At 39.3% G+C, this 19,402-nt stretch carries 17 protein-coding genes; 10 read left to right on the forward strand and 7 right to left on the reverse strand.

Going from position 1 to position 19,402, the window contains the following annotated elements; all coding sequences use genetic code 11:
- Position 1 precedes the first annotated feature (1 nt).
- Entirely contained in the window at positions 2-919 is a 918-nt protein-coding gene (locus NRL14_RS13240) for a carbohydrate kinase (protein WP_007584308.1), read from the forward strand.
- 269 nt (positions 920-1,188) lie between these two features.
- On the forward strand, positions 1,189-2,658 hold the full coding sequence (locus tag NRL14_RS13245; RefSeq protein WP_008136410.1) for a carbon starvation protein A: 1,470 nt from the start codon (positions 1,189-1,191) through the stop codon (positions 2,656-2,658).
- A gap of 84 nt (positions 2,659-2,742) precedes the next feature.
- On the opposite strand, the gene NRL14_RS13250 is transcribed toward NRL14_RS13245, so the two are convergent.
- On the reverse strand, positions 2,743-3,261 hold the full coding sequence (locus NRL14_RS13250; RefSeq protein ID WP_306724849.1) for a TetR/AcrR family transcriptional regulator: 519 nt from the start codon (positions 3,259-3,261) through the stop codon (positions 2,743-2,745).
- Positions 3,262-3,651: 390 nt separating this feature from the next.
- On the opposite strand from NRL14_RS13250, the gene NRL14_RS13255 reads away from it, so the two are divergent.
- The 3 genes from NRL14_RS13255 (at position 3,652) to NRL14_RS13265 (ending at position 5,493) form a co-directional block, all read left to right on the forward strand.
- Complete coding sequence (locus NRL14_RS13255) at positions 3,652-4,272, forward strand: glutathione S-transferase family protein (protein WP_197117218.1); 621 nt, start codon at positions 3,652-3,654, stop codon at positions 4,270-4,272.
- A 49-nt stretch (positions 4,273-4,321) separates the two neighbouring features.
- Positions 4,322-5,014 carry a cupin domain-containing protein gene (locus NRL14_RS13260; RefSeq protein ID WP_306724850.1) on the forward strand — a complete coding sequence of 231 codons (693 nt, stop codon included), beginning with the start codon at positions 4,322-4,324 and terminating at the stop codon, positions 5,012-5,014.
- 98 nt (positions 5,015-5,112) lie between these two features.
- On the forward strand, positions 5,113-5,493 hold the full coding sequence (locus NRL14_RS13265) for an STAS/SEC14 domain-containing protein (protein WP_002960091.1): 381 nt from the start codon (positions 5,113-5,115) through the stop codon (positions 5,491-5,493).
- A gap of 94 nt (positions 5,494-5,587) precedes the next feature.
- Here NRL14_RS13265 and NRL14_RS13270 read toward each other — a convergent pair whose 3' ends face one another.
- A complete protein-coding gene (locus tag NRL14_RS13270; RefSeq protein ID WP_008139280.1) occupies positions 5,588-6,475 on the reverse strand; it encodes a LysR family transcriptional regulator in 888 nt (295 codons plus the stop codon).
- A gap of 119 nt (positions 6,476-6,594) precedes the next feature.
- Between NRL14_RS13270 and NRL14_RS13275 the strand changes: the two genes are divergently transcribed.
- The 3 genes from NRL14_RS13275 to NRL14_RS13285 all read left to right on the forward strand — a co-directional run bounded on the left by NRL14_RS13275 (position 6,595) and on the right by NRL14_RS13285 (position 8,636).
- The gene (locus NRL14_RS13275) at positions 6,595-7,473 is read left to right on the forward strand and encodes an MBL fold metallo-hydrolase (RefSeq protein ID WP_007378857.1); all 879 of its coding nucleotides are present in this window, start codon (positions 6,595-6,597) and stop codon (positions 7,471-7,473) included.
- Between the two features lie 40 nt (positions 7,474-7,513).
- Positions 7,514-8,164 (forward strand): DsbA family protein, encoded by a 651-nt coding sequence (locus tag NRL14_RS13280; RefSeq protein ID WP_007378858.1) that lies wholly within the window; start codon positions 7,514-7,516, stop codon positions 8,162-8,164.
- An 82-nt stretch (positions 8,165-8,246) separates the two neighbouring features.
- Positions 8,247-8,636 (forward strand): nuclear transport factor 2 family protein, encoded by a 390-nt coding sequence (locus NRL14_RS13285; RefSeq protein WP_007378859.1) that lies wholly within the window; start codon positions 8,247-8,249, stop codon positions 8,634-8,636.
- A gap of 43 nt (positions 8,637-8,679) precedes the next feature.
- Here NRL14_RS13285 and NRL14_RS13290 read toward each other — a convergent pair whose 3' ends face one another.
- The 3 genes from NRL14_RS13290 to NRL14_RS13300 form a co-directional block, all read right to left on the reverse strand.
- A complete protein-coding gene (locus NRL14_RS13290) occupies positions 8,680-9,627 on the reverse strand; it encodes a carbohydrate kinase (protein ID WP_007378860.1) in 948 nt (315 codons plus the stop codon).
- Positions 9,628-9,951: 324 nt separating this feature from the next.
- Complete coding sequence (locus NRL14_RS13295; protein ID WP_008139277.1) at positions 9,952-12,342, reverse strand: TonB-dependent siderophore receptor; 2,391 nt, start codon at positions 12,340-12,342, stop codon at positions 9,952-9,954.
- A gap of 167 nt (positions 12,343-12,509) precedes the next feature.
- Positions 12,510-13,739, reverse strand: a complete 1,230-nt coding sequence (locus tag NRL14_RS13300) for a sugar MFS transporter (protein ID WP_007378862.1) — start codon at positions 13,737-13,739, stop codon at positions 12,510-12,512.
- 175 nt (positions 13,740-13,914) lie between these two features.
- On the opposite strand from NRL14_RS13300, the gene gtfA reads away from it, so the two are divergent.
- Positions 13,915-15,387: a sucrose phosphorylase gene (gene gtfA / locus NRL14_RS13305; RefSeq protein WP_033028503.1), complete on the forward strand. Its 1,473-nt coding sequence runs from the start codon at positions 13,915-13,917 to the stop codon at positions 15,385-15,387.
- A 95-nt stretch (positions 15,388-15,482) separates the two neighbouring features.
- Here the strand turns inward: gtfA and NRL14_RS13310 are convergent, their stop codons facing one another.
- Both NRL14_RS13310 and NRL14_RS13315 read right to left on the reverse strand, forming a co-directional pair.
- The gene (locus NRL14_RS13310; protein WP_306724851.1) at positions 15,483-16,514 is read right to left on the reverse strand and encodes a LacI family DNA-binding transcriptional regulator; all 1,032 of its coding nucleotides are present in this window, start codon (positions 16,512-16,514) and stop codon (positions 15,483-15,485) included.
- An 82-nt stretch (positions 16,515-16,596) separates the two neighbouring features.
- The gene (locus tag NRL14_RS13315; protein ID WP_008139270.1) at positions 16,597-17,490 is read right to left on the reverse strand and encodes an AraC family transcriptional regulator; all 894 of its coding nucleotides are present in this window, start codon (positions 17,488-17,490) and stop codon (positions 16,597-16,599) included.
- A 162-nt stretch (positions 17,491-17,652) separates the two neighbouring features.
- Between NRL14_RS13315 and NRL14_RS13320 the strand changes: the two genes are divergently transcribed.
- Entirely contained in the window at positions 17,653-19,173 is a 1,521-nt protein-coding gene (locus NRL14_RS13320) for an aldehyde dehydrogenase family protein (protein WP_306724852.1), read from the forward strand.
- Positions 19,174-19,402: the final 229 nt, after the last annotated feature.

Consider the following 19,402-nt stretch of genomic DNA (forward strand, 5'->3'; position numbering starts at 1 on the left):
TATGAGCATTTTAATTAATCATAAATCAGGCGAAAACGTAAGTGTTAGCTGTTTTGGCGAAGTGCTGTGGGACTGTTTTGATTCAGGTAAACGCTTAGGTGGCGCGCCACTTAACATGTGTGTACGTATTAACTCACTAGGCATTAAAGCCGACATGATAAGTGCAGTAGGTAACGACGAGTTAGGCGCTGAGCTACTAGGCGAAATTACTAGCAAAGGCGTAAGCTGCGAATACATTGCTATTAATAGTGACAAAAAAACTAGCACGGTTGAGGTAACGCTCGACAGTGGTGGCTCTGCAAGTTATGAAATAGTGGCAGACACTGCGTGGGATAATATAGCGCTTACTGATGAGTTACTTAGTAAAGTTAAAAGTAGCGATGTATTTGTATTTGGCAGCCTAATTGGGCGAAGCGAAGCGTCTTTAGCAACATTAAATCAACTCGTTGATGTAGCAAACTTTAAAGTATTTGACGTAAATCTACGTGCACCGCATTACAAGCTAGAAACACTTGTAGATTTAATGAATAAAGCAGACTTTATTAAATTAAACGATGAAGAGCTATACGAAATAGCAAAAGCGATGGGTTGTAAGTTTCATTCGCTTGAACAAAATTTAGCGTTTATAGCACAGCAAACAAATACCGATTACTTATGTGTAACCAAAGGCAGCCACGGTGCTTTATTAACAATCAAAGGCGAGAATTTTTATAATTCAGGTTATTTAATTAGCGTAATTGACACTGTTGGCGCAGGGGACTCGTTTTTAGGTTCGTTAATTTATCAGCTTTGTAGCAACGACGACGCGCAATATGCCGTTGACTTTGCATGTGCCGTTGGAGCAATGGTCGCCGAAAGTTCTGGCGCAACACCTACTTTAACGCATCAACAAATTAGTGAGTTTATGAACCCACTTTAAAAAACATTGTGTGTGAAAGCGGTTATAACGTAAAAGTTTAACCGCTTTTTTTGTGCCCAAAATAAGACGCGTGTAATAAATATTCAATGTGGAACGTTAAGTGTGCAGGTTGCGTAAATAGTGGCTTATATCGATTATTGTATTAGCTAAACGTCTTATTGTTTGAGGGTTGAAGCTTTGTTATTGTTCGTCGATTATTCACGGATTGAAAAGGCGGGGCGACACACAATGCGCTCTATAATACAAATACAAAAAGAGAAACGTGCTTTATGATCATCTTTTTTATCTGCCTCACTATTTTAATACTGGGCTATAAGTTTTACAGCCCATTTGTTGAAAAACAAGCCGGTTTGGATTCAACTGCTGACACACCACAAAAACGCTTTAGCGAAGGTGTGGATTACGTCGCTATTCACCCTGTAAGAGCATTTTTAATTCAGTTTTTAAACATTGCTGGCGTAGGCCCAATATTTGGCCCAATTTTAGGTGCTTTATACGGACCAGTTGCACTAGTATGGATTGTACTTGGTAATGTTTTAGGTGGCGCTGTACACGACTTCTTCTCAGGTGTAATGAGTATAAAAGAAGACGGTAAAAGCCTACCAGAAATCGCAGGCCATTATTACAACGTCGTATTTAAAGGCTTTATGCTTGTATTTACTGCCATGCTACTGTTTTTTGTAGGTGTAGTATTTATTATGAGCCCTGCAGGTTTGCTAAGTAACCTTGATTTTTTTGAAGGTACAATACTGGCAAATAATACCTTTTGGGTACTTGCTATTTTAGCGTATTACTTTTTAGCGACCTTGCTACCAATTGATAAAATTATCACTAAGTTTTACCCAATTTTTGGTGCTCTTATGATTGTAATGACAGTGGCAATTGCTGTTTCATTATTAATTAATGCTCCTCATTTACCTGTTCCAAGTGACTTTTTGGCTTATTTTGAAGCCGACCACGCTCACGACTTTTTAGAGCCAAACCCAGATGGATTACCAACGTGGCCGTTATTATTTATTACTATTACGTGTGGTGCTATTAGTGGTTTTCACTCTACTCAAGCACCAATTATTGCCCGTTGTTTAACAAATGAAAAATACGTACGCCCAGTATATTATGGCGCTATGATGTGTGAAGGTATTGTAGGTTGTGTATGGGCACTTGCTGGTATTGCAGCGTTCCCAGAGGGTTACGCTGGCTTAAAAGCATTGCTTGATCAAGGTGGTCCAGGCTTAGTAGTAAACCATGTAGCTAACAGTTACTTAGGTGTATTTGGCGGTATAATGGCAATTATTGCAGTAGCCGTATTCCCAATTACTTCTGGTGATACAGCGTTCCGCTCATTACGTTTAACTGTTGTTGATGCGTTTAATATTCCGCAAAGCATACGTAACAGATTACTAGTGGCCGTTCCTATACTGACAATTGCGTACTTTATGACGAAGCTCGATTTCTCATTAATTTGGCGCTACTTTGCATTTTCAAACATGCTGCTTTCTACAAGCGTATTATGGCTTGCCACTAAGTACTTGTTTGACCGTGGCACATTCCATTGGATTGCCAGTGTTCCTGCTGTTATAGCAACAGCGGTAACGGTTTCTTATATTGGTACTGCCGCAATTGGTCTTAACTTATCAAGTGATTTAGGTAAACCTATTGGCGCAGCAGTCGCTGTGATAGGTTTAATTGTTTTAGCAATTGTGCACTCTAAGCATAAAGTTAAACCAACAGCGGTTTAATAATCACATAAGTTATTTAAAGCATTAAAAAAGCGAGCTATTGATAATGAATAGCTCGCTTTTTTTGTGTACTAAATTTAGGTATTACTGAGTTGCAAGTTCAAAGTAACTATTATCGTCGAGCGTTTTGCTTATCATCATAGCGCCCTCAAGCAAGCTCACTGTTTGAATAGCCGCTTTAGTAGGGTTGAGTTCACCATTAGCTAAGTGCGCAGCGCTAAGCCATGTTAGGTTTTGATTAAAAAAGCGTTTTACTTCAAGGCGTACTTTATCTGGAAGGCTATCGCTTTCGGCTCCTAGCAACCCGCATAAACACATTTTTTTATCGGTTACTAATGCACGTCTAAAAAGCTGTATGTACACGTCAATAGGATTTTTACCGCTTGCTTTAAGCTCGCTTGGCTCGCCTAACGCAGCTAAAAAAGAATCAGTATATTGATGAGCAAGCTCTGCACCTAAATCGGCCTTAGTCGGAAAGTGATAGTGTACACTGGCGCTTTTAATGCCGACTTCGCTGGCGAGCTCTCTAAAACTAAAATTACTGTACCCGCCAAGGCGCACCTTGTTTTCAGCTGCTTTTAATAAAGCTTCTTTTTTACTCATTTTTAATATTTTCCTATCTGCAGTAATACCAATTTTATTAAAACATGATCATTCTATCGCATTAAACAACTCACTAACTGCGTTAAAAATTATTCATATAGAACAACTAGATGTCATAATTTTCGCCTTGTTATTGCGCTATTTTCTTAGCGCAATAATAGATCACTTATTTAATGCAATTGGTATAGTAAAATTATCGACCAGTAGGTAGTTATTTACAAGCGTTTTTACTTCTAAGCAACCCCCTAATTTTATTATGAATTAAGTTAAATCCTATAAATCAAAAAAATTTAAACGTTGACTTAAATTTAGTTTAATATTATAAATTACCTATCGGTAGGTAGGTTGTTGCCATTAATTCACTTTTAAACAATAAAGATAGAGATTGCTATGAAAATTTATGATGTAGAAAACTTTCCAAATCCACTTCGTGTTCGTATCGCTTTAGCTGAAAAAAATGCCACTGCAAATGTTGAGTTTGTACCTGTTGATTTATTAAATGGTGAGCACAGAACAGAAGCCTTTTTAGCTAAAAACCCATTAGCAGGTGTGCCCATATTAGAGCTAGATGACGGCACGTTTATATCAGAAAGTACCGCTATTACTGAGTATATTGATACCGCATTTGAAGGCCCATCTTTAATGGGTGAAACCGCAAAAGAGCGTGCAGTAATTAACATGATGCAAAAGCGTGCAGAATCTATGGTGCTTGACGCTGTGGCAACTTACTTTCATCATGCAACTGATGGCTTAGGTCCTGAGCTTGAAACATATCAAAATGTGGCTTGGGGTGAAAAACAAGGCGAAAAAGCGCGCCAAGGGTTTAGCTATTTTAATGATGTACTAGCGCAATCGGCGTTTGTTGCTGGTGAGCAGTTTAGTATTGCTGATATTACATTGTATGCTGGGCTGGTATTTGCTGGATTTGCACAAATAGCAATCCCGAATGAGCTTACCCATTTAGTTGCATGGCAAGAAAAAGTAGCAAAACGCCCAAGTGTTGCGGCTTAATTAGGTTATTAGTTTAAAATTTAAGTGAAGTTACGCTTAGGAGCCAAATATGAAAATTGCTGCCGATTTTAGTAAACGAGTTGTCGTACATAGCGAAACGCTCCCGTGGGTTGCATCGCCAATGGCGGGTGTTGATAGACGAGCGCTCGATAGAGTGGGCGACGAAGTTGCTCGCGCAACGACCATTGTTCGTTATGCACCTGGCAGTGAATTTTCGCCGCATGTACATACAGGCGGTGAAGAGTTTGTTGTGCTTGAAGGGGTATTTCAAGATGAGCATGGTGACTTTGCGGCAGGTTCTTATATCCGTAATCCACCGCAATCAAAGCACAAACCGGGGTCTGAAAATGGCTGCGTTATATTTGTAAAGTTATGGCAGTTTCAGCCAGATGACCGAACGCACGTGCGTTTGCAAACGGACTTGGTGCAAAGTACGGTGCATCCTAGTTTTAAAAATGTAGCCGTAACCCCTTTATACAAAGACGATTTTGAAGAGGTAAGCTTGTTGCACTTTGAGCCCAATGCCTGCATGGTTATAAGCGCAAAAGGTGGAGCTGAGCTGCTAGTACTTGAAGGCTCATTTGATGAGCAAGCCGATACTTTTGTAAAAAACAGTTGGTTAAGAGTGCCTATCAATAGCTCCGTTAACGTTAAAGCGGGAAGTAATGGTGCAAAAGTATGGCTTAAAACGGGTCATTTAACTGATGTAGAAAACCAGATATCTCGCGTACAAAATGCGTAATTGAGTCGTTTATTTGAGACTATTTATTGATCTAGTTCAGGACTAATTAATTTTAGAAGGTGTACTTTTACCACTCAGCCTATTTAAGGAGAGCAGTAATGGTACACACAACACATGGTTTATCTATTGGTCTTGAACGTGCAGGAAGAGAGTTTTTTTTAAAACTCAAAGCCGTTGGTACGCTTACTCACGACGATTACAAGATAATTACCCCAATGATAAACTCAGCTCTTGGCGAAGTTAAGCACCCAGTCGTGAACGCCTTAATAGATGGTAGCGAACTTGAAGGTTGGGAATTACGCGCAGCGTGGGATGACTTAAAATTAGGTGTTAAGCACTCTAAAGAATTTAAAAAAGTAGCTATTTACGGTAATAAAGAGTGGCAAGCTCGAATGGCAAAAATAGGTAACTGGTTTATATCGGGTGAGGTTCAATACTTTGAAAATGCTACCGCAGCAATAGATTGGTTAGACGAATAATAAATCCCTTCTCCAAAAAATAGCGCTTACAAAGCGCTATTTCAACTCTTAAATAAAGAACTTATAGCGAACGTTTAATAGTTTTCGCTTATTGTTAAGTATCAATTTTATCAAAATACGTTACTAAGCTATCAATAAATGAACGAAGTGCAAGTGACTGATGTTTCCTGGAGCGGTAAATACCGTATATGCTCAAAGTTTGTGGTTTAAGGTGTGGTAGTAAATGTATTAACTTTCCATTATTTATATATTTCTGCGCAGCAAACTTAGGTTGTAGAGTTATTCCTTGATTATTAAGAGCAGCTTTTAACAGTAAGCTCGAATCATTAGCACTGAAGTTACCAGCAATCGCTACAGATACGGGTTTTTCAGGGTGTGAAAAATGCCACATACTTTTTTCAAACCGTGAATAGTTTAAACAGTTATGGCGACTCAAATCATCCGTAGTTATAGGCTTAGAGTTTTTTTCTAAATATTCTGGGCTTGCACATAATACTGAATGGCATTTCCCAAGTGGGCGAGCAATTATATTAGGATCTAAGTCATTGGTAATTCTAATTGCTAAATCTATTCGCTCTTCTACCAAATTTGTAACGTGATTACTAATTTGTACATCAATACTGACTTCGGGATGAGCGTGTAAGAATTGTTGCAACATATCTGGTAGTACATCATGTGCTAAAAAAGGCGAGCACGACAACCTAATTTGCCCGTTTAATTTGTTATTACTTTCTATCGGCGCACTAATATTTTGGGCGATGGCAATGAGCTCTCGGCTATGATTAAGTACTTTTTCACCCTCTGCCGTGAGTGTTATTTTTCTTGTTGACCTATGGAGTAGTTGGGTATTTGCCCACTTTTCCATTTGATTCAAATACCGTGTAACCATAGATCTAGACATATCTAAAGCACGGGCAGCACCGGCTAGACTTTTCTGCTCTACAATTTTTATAAATACATCAGCTGCAATAATTCTATCCATTCACTTTGCCTATATGTTCGATTTATGCAACAGATAGTTGCATTCTGCCTAGTTTTTAATTCTTAAATTGCAACATACAATAGCCTCATCTTAACGAAATAACAAACAGGCTACTGAGAATGAAAAAAGTTAAACACGTATTAGCAGCAACAGCTTTATTAGCAAGCACATTAATGCAACCGGTATTAGCGCAAAGTGAATTAGTTGTGGATGTATATAACCCACAAGACAAAAGTATTTTTGCTGTCTCATCAAGCATTATAAGTGGTAATAACGAAGTGTTATTAGTGGATGCCCAATTTCAGCGTAATGATGCACAAGCATTGGTTGAAAAAATAAAAGCGAGCGGTAAAACATTAACAGCTGTTTATATTAGTCACAGCGACCCTGATTTTTACTTTGGTTTAGATGTAATTAAAGCTGCTTTTCCAAAAGCAAAGTTATTAGCAACTAAATCAACAGTAGAGAATATTAAACGCTCAATGCAAGGAAAGTTAAATTATTGGGGGCCTATTTTAAAGAGCAACGCACCTAAAGAACTTATTTTGCCAGAAGTAATACTATCAAATACCCTAACTATAGATGGGAAAGAAATTATTATTAAAAATTTACAGCATGATCCAAAGCATACTTACCTTTGGATCCCTTCTATAAAAACAGTGCTGGGTGGGGTTGTAGTATTTGATCAAATGCATGTGTGGTTGGCTGATTCGAGCACTGCCGCAGAGCGTCAAACTTGGCAGTCAACATTAGATAACATTGAGAATTTAAAACCACAGACTGTTATTCCAGGTCACTTTTTACAGGGCAGTAAACAAGACCTTTCTGGTGTGTCATTCATGAAAGGGTACTTAAATAAAGCGGATAGCGCTGCAAAAAATGCAAAAAACTCAACTGAATTTGTAGAGATCATGACTCAAGCTTACCCTGATTTAGGTGCAAGAAGCATTTTAGAGTTGGGCTCAAAAGTGGTTATGGGTGAGATGCAATGGCACTAAGTGCCCTTGCGTTAAGCGATTTTTAGATAGGAAATATTTAATGAAAAACGCAACGTTACATATAATTGTTGACCCTTTATGTGGTTGGACTTACGGCAGCGTGCCCTTGATCACCGCTGCTGAAAATATTGATGGTTTAATTGTAAAAGTACACAGTGGAGGAATGCTAACAGGTGATAATGTCAAACCTGTGACTCCTGCATGGCGTGAATTTGCACTTAAAAACGACAGTGTCATAGCGAAGAAAACCGGTCAGGTATTTGGTAGTAACTATACTGATGGGCTTTTAAAAACCAACGATATTATACTCAACTCGGCTCCGGCTATTACCGCTATATTGGCAGCGCAAGAGCTTGGTATATCAGGTGGGAAAATGCTTAATAGTATTCAACATGCTTATTATGCTCAGGGTAAAAACATTATGCAGCTGCATGTACTGACTGATATTGCATTGGAGCTGGGTTTAAACAAGGCCTTATTTGAAACCCACTTTAATGCGCTAGAAGGCGATGCAACAGATCAACATATAGCACAAAGCCGCGGCTTATTACACGATATTCATGGGCAAGGTTTTCCTAGTACAGCATTTGAATTTGACACAGGTAAGTGGCAAAAAGCTGATATAGCCCATTATTATGGAAAAACTGAGCAGTGGGTTACCTACTTACAGCAATCAGTTGCGCTAGTATAGTGTGATGAAACTTCTAAATAATAAAGCTGTTTATATTACAGCTTTATTGAGCTTCCTTTTTATAGTGCAAGGGTGTGTGAAAATGAGCAACATAGACATAATTAAAAGTACGTATGAAGGCACAACATCACAAGAGAATGGGCAAAATTTAGTTGCTCATGCAAGTGATACTATTACTTGGAAAGAGGCTGATGGTTTTGCCTATGCTGGTACTTACCATGGTATGAATGATATTACTGAACATGTTTTTCAAAAGCTTGCAAGCGAGTGGTATAACTATACGTTTACGCCACAAAACTACTTATCCCAAGATGATACTGTTGTAGTGTATGGCACGTATTCTGGTACTTATATTAAAACGGGTAAAAAAATGCAAGCTAGGGTCGCGCATATTTGGCAGCTTAAAAATCAAAAAATAACGCACTTTGAACAAATAGTGGATAGTAAAATGGTGTTTGATGCTATGCAGTAACTACGCGTTACTGCATATTTGAACTTAAAAAACATTAGGTCTATTAAATTACATCAGCCAACACCGGTAATGCCGGAAATGCCCCTTTAGCTAAACACGCTTTAGAGCCACATTTTAGGCCAAAGTTGAGTGCGCGTTTTACTATTTTCTCATCATTTATTTTAGCAGTAAGTAATACATCTTCATTGTTATGGTTTAGATAATATAAAACACCAGCAATAAAAGCATCGCCTGCGCTTGTTGTATCAACAGCTGTAATAATTGGTGCCGATTCACTTAGCGTGAACTCATTATGATAAACTGTCGCAGGCTCAGGACCATCTGTTAAAAATACTACGCTAACACCAACATCTAAAAGTGATTGTAAATAATCCTCGGGTAGCTGCTTTGTTTGTTCTGCTAAAAAGTTTAACTCATCACGAGAGAGTTTAACTATGTCGCAATACTCATAGCAAGCACGTACATTTGCTTCAATATCATCTATGCTTTGCCATAAGCTGTAGCGTAAATTTACATCAAAGCTTACTAATTTATTGTTACTTTTAGCAAGCTGCAAAGCGCTAAATGTAGTTTGCGCAATTGCGTTATTGGTAAGCGTGTTTGAACAAAAGTGTAGGGTACTTAGTTTTTCCCATTGAATTTGCGCCAAGTGATCACTCGTTAAAAGCAAATCGGCCGTATTTTGGCGATAAAAATTAAAACTGCGCTCGCCTGTATCATCAAGGCTAACTATTACCATTGCAGTTTGCGAGCCCATAACTGTAAATAAGTAGTCAGTGCTTACATTGTATTGTGTAAGTGCTTTAGCAAGTTGCTTGGCAAAGTAGTCATCGCCCATACCACCACAAAAAGCAGCTTTACCACCTAACTTTGCATAGCCTACGGCTACATTAGCAGGTGCGCCGCCTGCGATAGGTAAATAAGCACTGTTTTGAGAGTCTTGCGGCAGCATATCAATAAGTAGTTCGCCGAGGCTAAGTAGTTGGGTCATATTGTAAATCCTAAAAAACCTAGCAAGGCTAGGTTAAAGTCAGTGGGAGAATTACTAAATAACCTGAACTCTGGATAATAAATCTATCTCGAGCAGCTATTTTCAGCGCTAACTGCGTTGAATTTATTTGTAATAGGCTAGCTATTGACGCGTAAATTCGCCTTGTTTTCACAGAAAATATCTGGCTAGAGAAAATAAATTTAAATATCACCATGATTCAATACGTTAGTAAATATCTTAACCAGAGTTCAGGTTAAATAAGTTTAGTTAGTTATAAAGCGCTGAAACAAAAAATCGTTTCAGCGCTTACACACTAGAACTCTATTAGTTAAACGCGTATTTAAGCGTTAAAGATGTTGTACGGCCATTAATAGCACGAGCACGGATAATATTGTTTTCAGGTACTGAACCTTCCTCCGCTTCTGTAATACCTACTGTATCGAAGAGGTTATTTACATTAAGGGCAATGTTAAGGTTTTCAGATAAGTCATAACTTACAAAGCCATTTACTTGTGTGTAACCGTCAAGTTTAAGGTCGTTATTATCTTGTGCATATGCATCGGTAGTACCAATAAAGCTAAGGCCAGCAGAGCCTTGCTCATAGTTATAACGTGCCATTAATGAATAAATTAAATCAGCTTGACGACGCGGTGTATTACCTACTACCTCAGGAGCAAGTGCGTCTTTGGCTATTTCTGCGTCGGTCCAGGTTAAATTACCACGGAAATCCCATGCATCAATAAAGTAAGTAGATTCTATTTCGATCCCTTTTGCTTCGTATTCACGGTCAAAAAATGTTTGTGATGTTGCTTCAAAGTTTTGCTCTTCAGTTTCGGCAAAAAACGCAGTAGCAAACACTGATAATGAATCAAAGCGCTTTTTAACACCAAACTCAAATTGGTTCACTTCATCAACTGCGTCTTCTTTTGCAACAGAGCCGTCGGCGCGTACTTTACCAAATAAAAGTCGGTCGGCGTTTGCTCGCCCGCCCTTACTTATACGTGCAAACGTGGCAAGGCTTGGGTCAATTTGGTAATTAGCACCAATTGAATAAGACGAATAGTTCCAGTCATAGTTTACTGGACTTGCGTTTGCAGTATCAATTCCAGCAACATTTTGTTCCGGCACAGAGATCACACCGTCGCGGTTCATATCTACTGTTGAAGTCACTGCACCTGCGTATGTTCCGCGAGCTTCACCGCTATCGTAGCGAGCACTTGCATCAATACTGACATCACCTAGCTTAGTCGAAAATGCTACGTAAGGGGCGCGAGTATCGTATTCTGTATCGTAATCACGTTGACAACAGTTACCAAATGCACTGTAAGCGTATAAACCGTTTTCAGATAACTCAGTGCCATCGGCACCTGTTACATTTAATAATGCAGCATTGTCACCCTTGAGCTCCATTACGTAAGAGTTCCATAACCACGACATAGCAATGTTTTGCGTAGATGCATAGTAACCAAATGTAAGGCTGGTATCATCGTCGAACGATTTAGTTAATTTAAAGTCATTAACTATAGAGCCGAAGTCATTCATTGTGACATCAAATGTCACCATCTTCATTGCTAAACCATCGTTAAACGCTTCACCGGTGTTCGCGTTACTCAAGGTTGCACCTGCGCCACCAATGCTTTCAGCTATTGATGTTGCACTACCGACTTGTTCTGTGAAAGGTGAATTAAAGTTACCGCTAATTGATGACTTACGGAAACGGTTTTCAATACGCCAATCGTTATCTAGATCAAATACAGCTTCAAAACCAACAGAGTCAACCTTTGGATTCATACCATCACGGATATCGCCGCTGCTAATTTGGTTTTCACCATTTAAGCGTACTGTTTTAGTAAATAACGCTGAGTGAGGGGTGTCTGACTGCGCATCAAAGCCAGCAATAGAGTCACCATTTGAGTACATTGGCATAGGAAGGTAGCCAACACTCTTATCGTCTAAGTGTTTGTAATAAAGGCGAACGTAGCCATTTTCAAAATCTTTTGTAAGGTTAGCTTTAATTTGGCCACCTTTATTAGACGTGTAACCTGTTTCGCGCGGGCCTTCGCCTTGTCGAACAAAACCACCAACATGAAAACGCACGCTATCGGTTAAGTAAGTGCCGTATTCAAAGTCTGTACGAACGCTGTCGTAATCTAAGCCTAGTGTTGTAGACACACTGCCAGATTCGTTTTCGCCATTTTTAGAGATAAAGTTAATAATGCCACCAGGTGCATTACTTGCTGCAGTAGATGCTGAGCCACCACGAATCGATTCAATTGTTTGCACCGTATTATCTAATCGCATAAAAATATCAGAATTACCAAAAGCGATGTCACCGTATTGCATTACAGGTAACCCATCTTCTTGTAATTGTAGAAATTTAGCACCGCCTGATGCTACAGGTAAACCACGAACAGCAATATTTGCATTACCTTCACCACCGGTAGATTCTGCACGAATACCCGGAATAATTCTAAACGCTTCTGCTGTTGAGCGAGGGGTAGACACTTGAACTTGTTCAAGTGATACGCTACTTACTGATACACTAGAAGCCATGATTGTTGTTCGACGTGGTACGCCGGTTACAACAATTGTTTCAAGACCTTTGTTTTGTGACGCTTCTGGTTTTGCTTGATCTGTTTCTTGTGCGTGAACGCCTTGGCTTACGGCAAGTGCTAAAGCACTGATTAAATATAAAGGTGTATTGTGTGTTGTCATGTGAACGCCTCGTTGTGTTGAGCCCGATGGGTTTGTTATTTTTACTTAATCGATTAAGTAAAAATAACAAATATTTTACAATAAGCAAATTATTTTATTATTAATTTGTTATTTATTTACCCATCTGTTGTTTTTTATAGTGTTTTTTATTGTATTAAAATACAAATTTACTCTGTAATTGGGTTACTTTCTGTTAAAGCACTTGCTGATGGGTCACGGCTATAATTAAATAACATAGCTAAAAACAGAATAACTGCAAAGCCTGTTGCTAAGTAAAATCCATAGCGTACATGGCCAAAGTAGTCGCTGATCATACCCATAAACAATGGGGCTAAGGCAGCTGATAAAGCAGTAAAAAAGAGTATAACGCCTGCTACAGCACCGTGTTGCTGCACTGCAAAACACGATATACCTTTGGAATTTAAAGTTGGGTAAACCATTGACATAAATAAACCCGAAAGCGGTAATAACACGACAGCCCAATCAACGCCTCCAAATAACGTACCTACATAGCACAATGCAATGCCAAAGCTTAAATAAGCCATAACACCTTGCCAGCTATAACGGTTTAATAACCATACCGCGATAAAGCGGCCTGCTGCACGTAGTACAAAAAATATGGTTAGTGCATAGGTTGCAAGGAGTGGCCAAGAACCAGTGTAGTCTTTTAAAAGCGTAGGCATCCATACGTATATAGCAACTTCAGTAGCTACATAAAGTGCGATAGCTAGCGAAAAACCAAGGGCATACGGATTTTTAATCATTTTCATGGTGGTTGCCAAAGAGGCTGGCTTTTCAGTTGTTTTAACAACGCTAGGGTAGTCGGCACGCCAAGCTAAAAAAGCAAGGACTAAACACATAACGCCTGCAATAATATACAGGTATGTCCAACTTACGTTTTGCACGAGTAATATTCCAACCAGCGCAGGTCCTACAATGGCACCAATGCCAAAGAAACCCTCAACCTTATTCATTGTTTTAGTGTGGTCCTCGTTACTATGTGAAATATCACCAAGTAAGGCAAGTGCACCAGTTTTAAATAAACCAATCGCTAATCCTATACAGCAAAGGAGTACTAAAAAGAATGCAAAGCTGGTGCTAAAGGCGAATAAAAAACAACTCGCTGAAAATATTAATAAACCTAGCATAATAGTTTTTTTACGCCCAAGGCTATCGGCTAAAAAGCCTAAAAACAATCCACTAAAGGCAATGAGTGCCATAGGCGCGTAATGAAATGCACTGGCTTGGGTCATACTCAGCCCAAACTCAGTAATGAGTTCAGGGATGATCATACCTACTGCGTCAGAGGTCATGGCAAACATAAAAAACATCATGTATGTAAGCCAACGTATTTGTTGCAACGGATCGTTGCTTACGTGTGTGTGTGATTTTGTCATGTATTTTTCCTCGTTAAATGCTCTGTTAACACCCAGTAAGTCAATCAGTTACTTATTGTAGTATCATGTGAGCCACGATTTTTGTATGTAAAATTTTTAAAAATTACTTGTAAATTCTTACTCGCTAGTTAAAGATATATCTTAATCGATTAAGTTTCAACATGGTATTCACACAATGATGAAGAATAAAGTTCAATTGATCACATACGCTGATCGAATCACTGGCCAAAATATAGGCGCGCTAACCACACTTTTAAACGGCCCTTTAAAAGGCGTATTTGGTGGTGTGCACTTATTGCCATTTTACAACCCTATTGATGGCAGCGATGCTGGCTTTGACCCTATTGATCATAGTGAAGTTGATTCTAGAATAGGCACTTGGGAAGACATACAAGTATTAGGCAAAGATCTCGACTTAATGGCAGACCTAATTGTTAACCATGTATCGGCGCAGTCTTTTCAGTTTCAAGATGTATTAGCGAAAGGTAAGCAGTCAGAATTTTGGGATTTGTTTTTAACCAAAGAAGATGTTTTTCCCGATGGTATGAGCGAAGCTGAGCAAAAAGCAATTTACCGCCCGCGTCCTGGTAGTTGCTTTACCCCAATGAAGTGTGGCGACGGTAAAACGTATGATTTTTGGACCACATTTACCGACAATCAAATCGATATAAATGTAAAAGTAGCAGCCGGTGTTGCGTATTTAAATAACGTACTTACTAAATTTTCGGCTAACAATGTAAATATTATTCGTTTAGATGCGGCGGGTTACGCCATTAAGCAAGCTGGCACTAACTGCTTTATGCTTGATGAAACGTTTGGCTACCTAGATAACTTATCTAAGCAGGCAAACGATTTAGGCATGGAAACCATTGCAGAAATACATAGCCATTATCAAACTCAGGTAGAAGTGGCAAAACGCGTAAATATGGTTTACGACTTTGCGTTACCACCGCTTATTTTACACAGCTTATTTAACAACGATGTAGATGCACTGCTAAAATGGTTACAAATTTCGCCACGTAACTGCTTAACTGTACTTGATACACACGACGGTATTGGCATTATTGACGCAGGTCCAATGGGCGACAAACCAGGGCTATTAAATGCACAGCAGATTGATAACCTAGTCGAAACAATGCACGCCAACAGCAACAACCAAAGCCGCCAAGCTACGGGCGCTGCGGCGAGTAATGTCGACTTATATCAAGTTAACTGTACGTACTACAACGCATTAGGCGCTAAAGACTTTGATTACTTACTGTCGCGTGCAATTCAATTTTTTGCTCCAGGTGTACCACAAGTGTATTACGGCGGCCTATTTGCTTGCGAAAACGACATGGAATTACTGACAAATACAAATGTTGGCCGTGATATTAACCGCCCATATTTAGATGCAAATATAATCGACAAAGCCTTAAATAAGCCTGTAGTAAAAGGTTTAATTGAATTAATTAAAATTCGCAATACACACCCCGCATTTGCAGGTGAGTTTAGTGCGCAAGGTGAAGGCAGTATGTGTTGTTTATCGTGGCAACTAGATGAGCAAACTATTTCACTCACTGTTGATTTTAAATTACGCCATGCACTTATTACACAAGTAAATGGTGATGAAGAAACAACGATTAACTTAAATTCATTTTTAGCTTAATATTATAAAAGTAATTTACAAACGTCATGTAAAGCAAAAGCCAAGCTTAAGTAGCTTGGCTTTTTAACACATAAAACTATTACAAGGTTTGTAAGCTAACTACTCGCACCAATCTCTAATTCGTAACTGACTTCCTTAGTTTTTTCTTCTTTAGAAATAAATAATTCAGCGGCTATAACGCCTTTTTCTTGGCTGTTTTGATGAATGGTGGTTAGGCGAGGTACAAACCGGGCTGCTTCATCAATACCATCAAAGCCCACAATACGCAGTTCTTCACCTATTTTTATGCCTTGTTTTATTGCTTCTCGCATTGTGGCAAGGGCAATTAAATCACTCATACAAATAATAACGTTAGGGCGAGGGGAGGCGCTTAAAACCTCCTTAGCAGCAATGCTTGCAAAACGCTCGCTACTTTCAGGAATGTTCCAAATACGATCGTCAGCTACCGTAATATTTGCCTCGTTTAAAGCGCGTTGATAACCACGTAAACGTTGATGCGAAATAGATTGTCCGGTTTCAAATTCGTGATGCTCATACACGCGGCATAATACGTTTTCATCAAGTAATCTAAGCCCTAATATAGCCACTTTATCGTTTTGATTATGTAGTACGTGTTTAGCAATTTCGTAACTTGCTTGCTCGTTATTAATATTTACAGAGGCATTGCGAGCAATATCAAAATCAATAGTCACTACATGTTTAGACACTGTTTTTAACTGCTCAACTAACGCGTTATTACGAGGGCGGCCATAACAAATAAAGCCATCTACAAAGTCGACTACGTTGTTAAGGTTATCGCTATTACCTGAAAACAATAAAACATTAATGCCGTTTTTTTCAAGCACCGAGGTAACACCGCGCATAAAGCTGCTCGCAACGGGGTCAGATACCATGTATTCCACACTATCGGGTAGCACTAAAGCAACAATATTAAATGTGCCATTACGCAACGATTGCGCGGCCTTATTAGGGCCATAATAACCAAGCTCTTTACATGCATTAAGTATGGCTTCACGGCGTTTGGCAGAGAGTTGATCTGGGCGATTAAACGCGTTAGAAACCGTCGCATTAGACACGCCTAATTCTTTAGCGATACTTTTTAGGGTCCAGCGGATTGGTTTGCTCATTAATTACTCTTAGCCATTAAACAGGGTATTAATAAATTAACATATTCAGCGAGTTAGCAAAGTAAAAAATGAGATTTTAGGGCTAATGTCGGCACTCTTTAGGGGCAATGCCAAAGGTTTGTTTAAATAAACGGCTAAAATGACTCGCACTATTAAATCCAACATCAAAACAAACTTTACTAATTGCATGACCTTGTAGCAATTGAGTGCGCGCTTTTTTTAGTCTTAGCTGTTGTTGCCAAAGGGCTGGGCTAGTACCAAATGTGAGTTTAAATTGCTGATAAAACTTACTGCGGCTCATGCAGGCTATTTTGCATAAGGTATTTATGTCGAGCGTTTCATTTAAATGTTCTTCAATATAAAGCAGAGCATCACTAACGTTTGTTTTAAGGTGTGGTTTATCGCAGTTAGCCAGTAATAACTCACGGCTTTGTTGTTGTAATAAACGGGTGATCAATTCATTTAACGACAAGTCAATCAAGTAATGGCGTTGGGCACCTTGTTCGCTAAATAAATGCACCATACGCTCTAATAATTGCTGCGTTTGAATATTGTGTTGGGTGTGCACTAACTGCGGTACATATTCAAACAAGCTATCGTGTGCAAAGTTTTGCTGCATGTTTAGTGCATTAGCCACGCTCGTTATTTTGTCGGTGCTAATTTCAATGGCTAAACAGGTAGTTGGAGTGCTCATTGATGCTTGTGGAAAATCAATTAATACGCCTTGCTCTGGCGCTAATACAAACGACTCGTGTGGTAAAAATGCTTTATGGTATTTGCTGCTTTCTACGTGCATTACCTTTTTGCCGCTAAGCATTGCACAAAACAGTAACTCGTTTGAGTGCAGTGCCACCTTTTGCGCACTTTGATACGTGTCGTAAATACTCAGCTCACTGTTATCGGCCGCAAACGTGACTTTATTTTCAATTAATACATCAAGCTGTTGGCGTTTTTTGTTTAACTGAGATGTGTGCATATCAATCCTTTAGGTTTTTATTAATGTGGACTCACAGACAATTTTTGTGGACAGCTAATCAAGTTTTTAGGCGCTTGTTAGTTTAATGTCGATTAAATATAAAGCATTTTGATTTATATAAATGTTCGACCTTTAGCTAACAACAATAAAGAGAGCACACACATGATATATGCAAATCCAGGCAGCGACGGCGCACTTTTAAACTTTAAACAACAATACGGTAATTACATTGGCGGAGAGTGGGTAAAGCCAGTGAATGGCCAATACTTTGATAATATAAGCCCAGTAAACGGTAAAGTGTTTTGCCAAATACCGCGCTCAGATAAAGACGACATAGAGCTGGCACTCGACAAAGCACATGCAGTGCGAGCGCAGTGGGGCACAACGTCGGTGACCGACCGAAGTAACATACTGCTAAAAATAGCCGATCGAATTGAGCAAAACCTAGAGTTACTTGCCGTAGCCGAAACATGGGATAACGGTAAAGCAATTCGTGAAACACTCGCTGCTGACATTCCGCTAGCGGCTGATCACTTTCGCTACTTTGCAGGGTGCCTGCGATCGCAAGACGGCACAATAGGCGAAATAGACGAAACCACCGTTGCATATCATTTTCACGAACCACTCGGTGTTGTTGGGCAAATTATTCCGTGGAACTTCCCTATTTTAATGGCTGCCTGGAAACTCGCGCCAGCACTTGCTGCAGGTAACTGCGTAATTTTAAAACCGGCTGAGCAAACCCCAGCTTCTATTTTAGTATTAATGGAAATTATTGGCGATTTACTCCCTGCAGGCGTATTAAATATAGTAAACGGCTTTGGTAAAGAAGCAGGCGAAGCACTGGCCACAAGCAAGCGTATCGCTAAAATTGCATTTACAGGTTCAACGCCTGTGGGCTCACATATTTTGAAATGCGCTGCTGAAAATATTATTCCCTCTACGGTCGAGCTTGGCGGTAAATCGCCTAATATATTTTTTAATGATGTAATGGAAAAAGACGACGCGTTTTTATCCAAAGCAATAGAAGGCGCCGTACTTGCTTACTTTAACCAAGGCGAGGTGTGTACGTGCCCATCAAGGCTTTTTATTCAAGAAGATATTTACGAGCAGTTTATTGAACGAATACTCGAACGTACCTTAAAAATTAAACGCGGAAACCCACTTGATAGCGAAACCATGGTTGGCGCACAAGCTTCAAAAGCGCAATTTGATAAAATACTGAGCTACATTGAAATAGGTAAAAAAGAAGGCGCCGAAGTACTCACTGGCGGTAATGTAGAGCAACTAAGTGGCGATTTAAACGGTGGTTACTACATACAACCTACGCTACTTAAAGGCACAAATGACATGCGTGTGTTCCAAGAAGAAATTTTTGGCCCTGTTATTTCTATGTCGACCTTTAAAGATGAAGCCGAAGCACTCGAGCTTGCCAACAGCTCTGAGTTTGGTTTAGGCGCCGGTGTATGGAGCAGAAACATGAACCGTGCTTATCGTATGGGTCGTAAAATAGAAGCAGGGCGAGTGTGGACCAACTGCTATCACATGTACCCAGCACATGCTGCGTTTGGTGGTTATAAAAAATCAGGAATAGGGCGCGAAACGCACAAACTGGCACTTGATCACTACCAACAAACGAAAAATTTATTAGTGAGCTACAGCGAAGATCCGCTCGGCTTCTTTTAATAAAACAGTTCAAACTTGTACACAACAACCATTAAATAATGAGGGCGCTGCATATTTGTAGCGCTTTTTCATTTTAAGGGGTCCATTGCACCACTTACTGCTTGTTGTAATACATAAATAGGATACTAATTGAATTAAAATGTTGAAACTTCAGGGCTTTAAATAATTCATTAACTGCGTTAAAAAAGTGATTTAATAATATGTACTTTTTATAAATTGCTGCTGTATG

It is taken from the genome of Pseudoalteromonas sp. 20-92, from assembly GCF_030847595.1.
Classification (GTDB): domain Bacteria; phylum Pseudomonadota; class Gammaproteobacteria; order Enterobacterales; family Alteromonadaceae; genus Pseudoalteromonas; species Pseudoalteromonas fuliginea.

What these genes read in the sequence shown, in the direction of transcription:
- NRL14_RS13240 (WP_007584308.1), top strand. Translation starts at nt 2, where the DNA reads ATGAGCATTTTAATTAATCATAAATCAGGCGAAAACGTAAGTGTTAGC.
- NRL14_RS13245 (WP_008136410.1), top strand. Translation starts at nt 1,189, where the DNA reads ATGATCATCTTTTTTATCTGCCTCACTATTTTAATACTGGGCTATAAG.
- NRL14_RS13250 (WP_306724849.1), bottom strand. Translation starts at nt 3,261, where the DNA reads ATGAGTAAAAAAGAAGCTTTATTAAAAGCAGCTGAAAACAAGGTGCGC.
- NRL14_RS13255 (WP_197117218.1), top strand. Translation starts at nt 3,652, where the DNA reads ATGAAAATTTATGATGTAGAAAACTTTCCAAATCCACTTCGTGTTCGT.
- NRL14_RS13260 (WP_306724850.1), top strand. Translation starts at nt 4,322, where the DNA reads ATGAAAATTGCTGCCGATTTTAGTAAACGAGTTGTCGTACATAGCGAA.
- NRL14_RS13265 (WP_002960091.1), top strand. Translation starts at nt 5,113, where the DNA reads ATGGTACACACAACACATGGTTTATCTATTGGTCTTGAACGTGCAGGA.
- NRL14_RS13270 (WP_008139280.1), bottom strand. Translation starts at nt 6,475, where the DNA reads ATGGATAGAATTATTGCAGCTGATGTATTTATAAAAATTGTAGAGCAG.
- NRL14_RS13275 (WP_007378857.1), top strand. Translation starts at nt 6,595, where the DNA reads ATGAAAAAAGTTAAACACGTATTAGCAGCAACAGCTTTATTAGCAAGC.
- NRL14_RS13280 (WP_007378858.1), top strand. Translation starts at nt 7,514, where the DNA reads ATGAAAAACGCAACGTTACATATAATTGTTGACCCTTTATGTGGTTGG.
- NRL14_RS13285 (WP_007378859.1), top strand. Translation starts at nt 8,247, where the DNA reads ATGAGCAACATAGACATAATTAAAAGTACGTATGAAGGCACAACATCA.
- NRL14_RS13290 (WP_007378860.1), bottom strand. Translation starts at nt 9,627, where the DNA reads ATGACCCAACTACTTAGCCTCGGCGAACTACTTATTGATATGCTGCCG.
- NRL14_RS13295 (WP_008139277.1), bottom strand. Translation starts at nt 12,342, where the DNA reads ATGACAACACACAATACACCTTTATATTTAATCAGTGCTTTAGCACTT.
- NRL14_RS13300 (WP_007378862.1), bottom strand. Translation starts at nt 13,739, where the DNA reads ATGACAAAATCACACACACACGTAAGCAACGATCCGTTGCAACAAATA.
- gtfA (WP_033028503.1), top strand. Translation starts at nt 13,915, where the DNA reads ATGATGAAGAATAAAGTTCAATTGATCACATACGCTGATCGAATCACT.
- NRL14_RS13310 (WP_306724851.1), bottom strand. Translation starts at nt 16,514, where the DNA reads ATGAGCAAACCAATCCGCTGGACCCTAAAAAGTATCGCTAAAGAATTA.
- NRL14_RS13315 (WP_008139270.1), bottom strand. Translation starts at nt 17,490, where the DNA reads ATGCACACATCTCAGTTAAACAAAAAACGCCAACAGCTTGATGTATTA.
- NRL14_RS13320 (WP_306724852.1), top strand. Translation starts at nt 17,653, where the DNA reads ATGATATATGCAAATCCAGGCAGCGACGGCGCACTTTTAAACTTTAAA.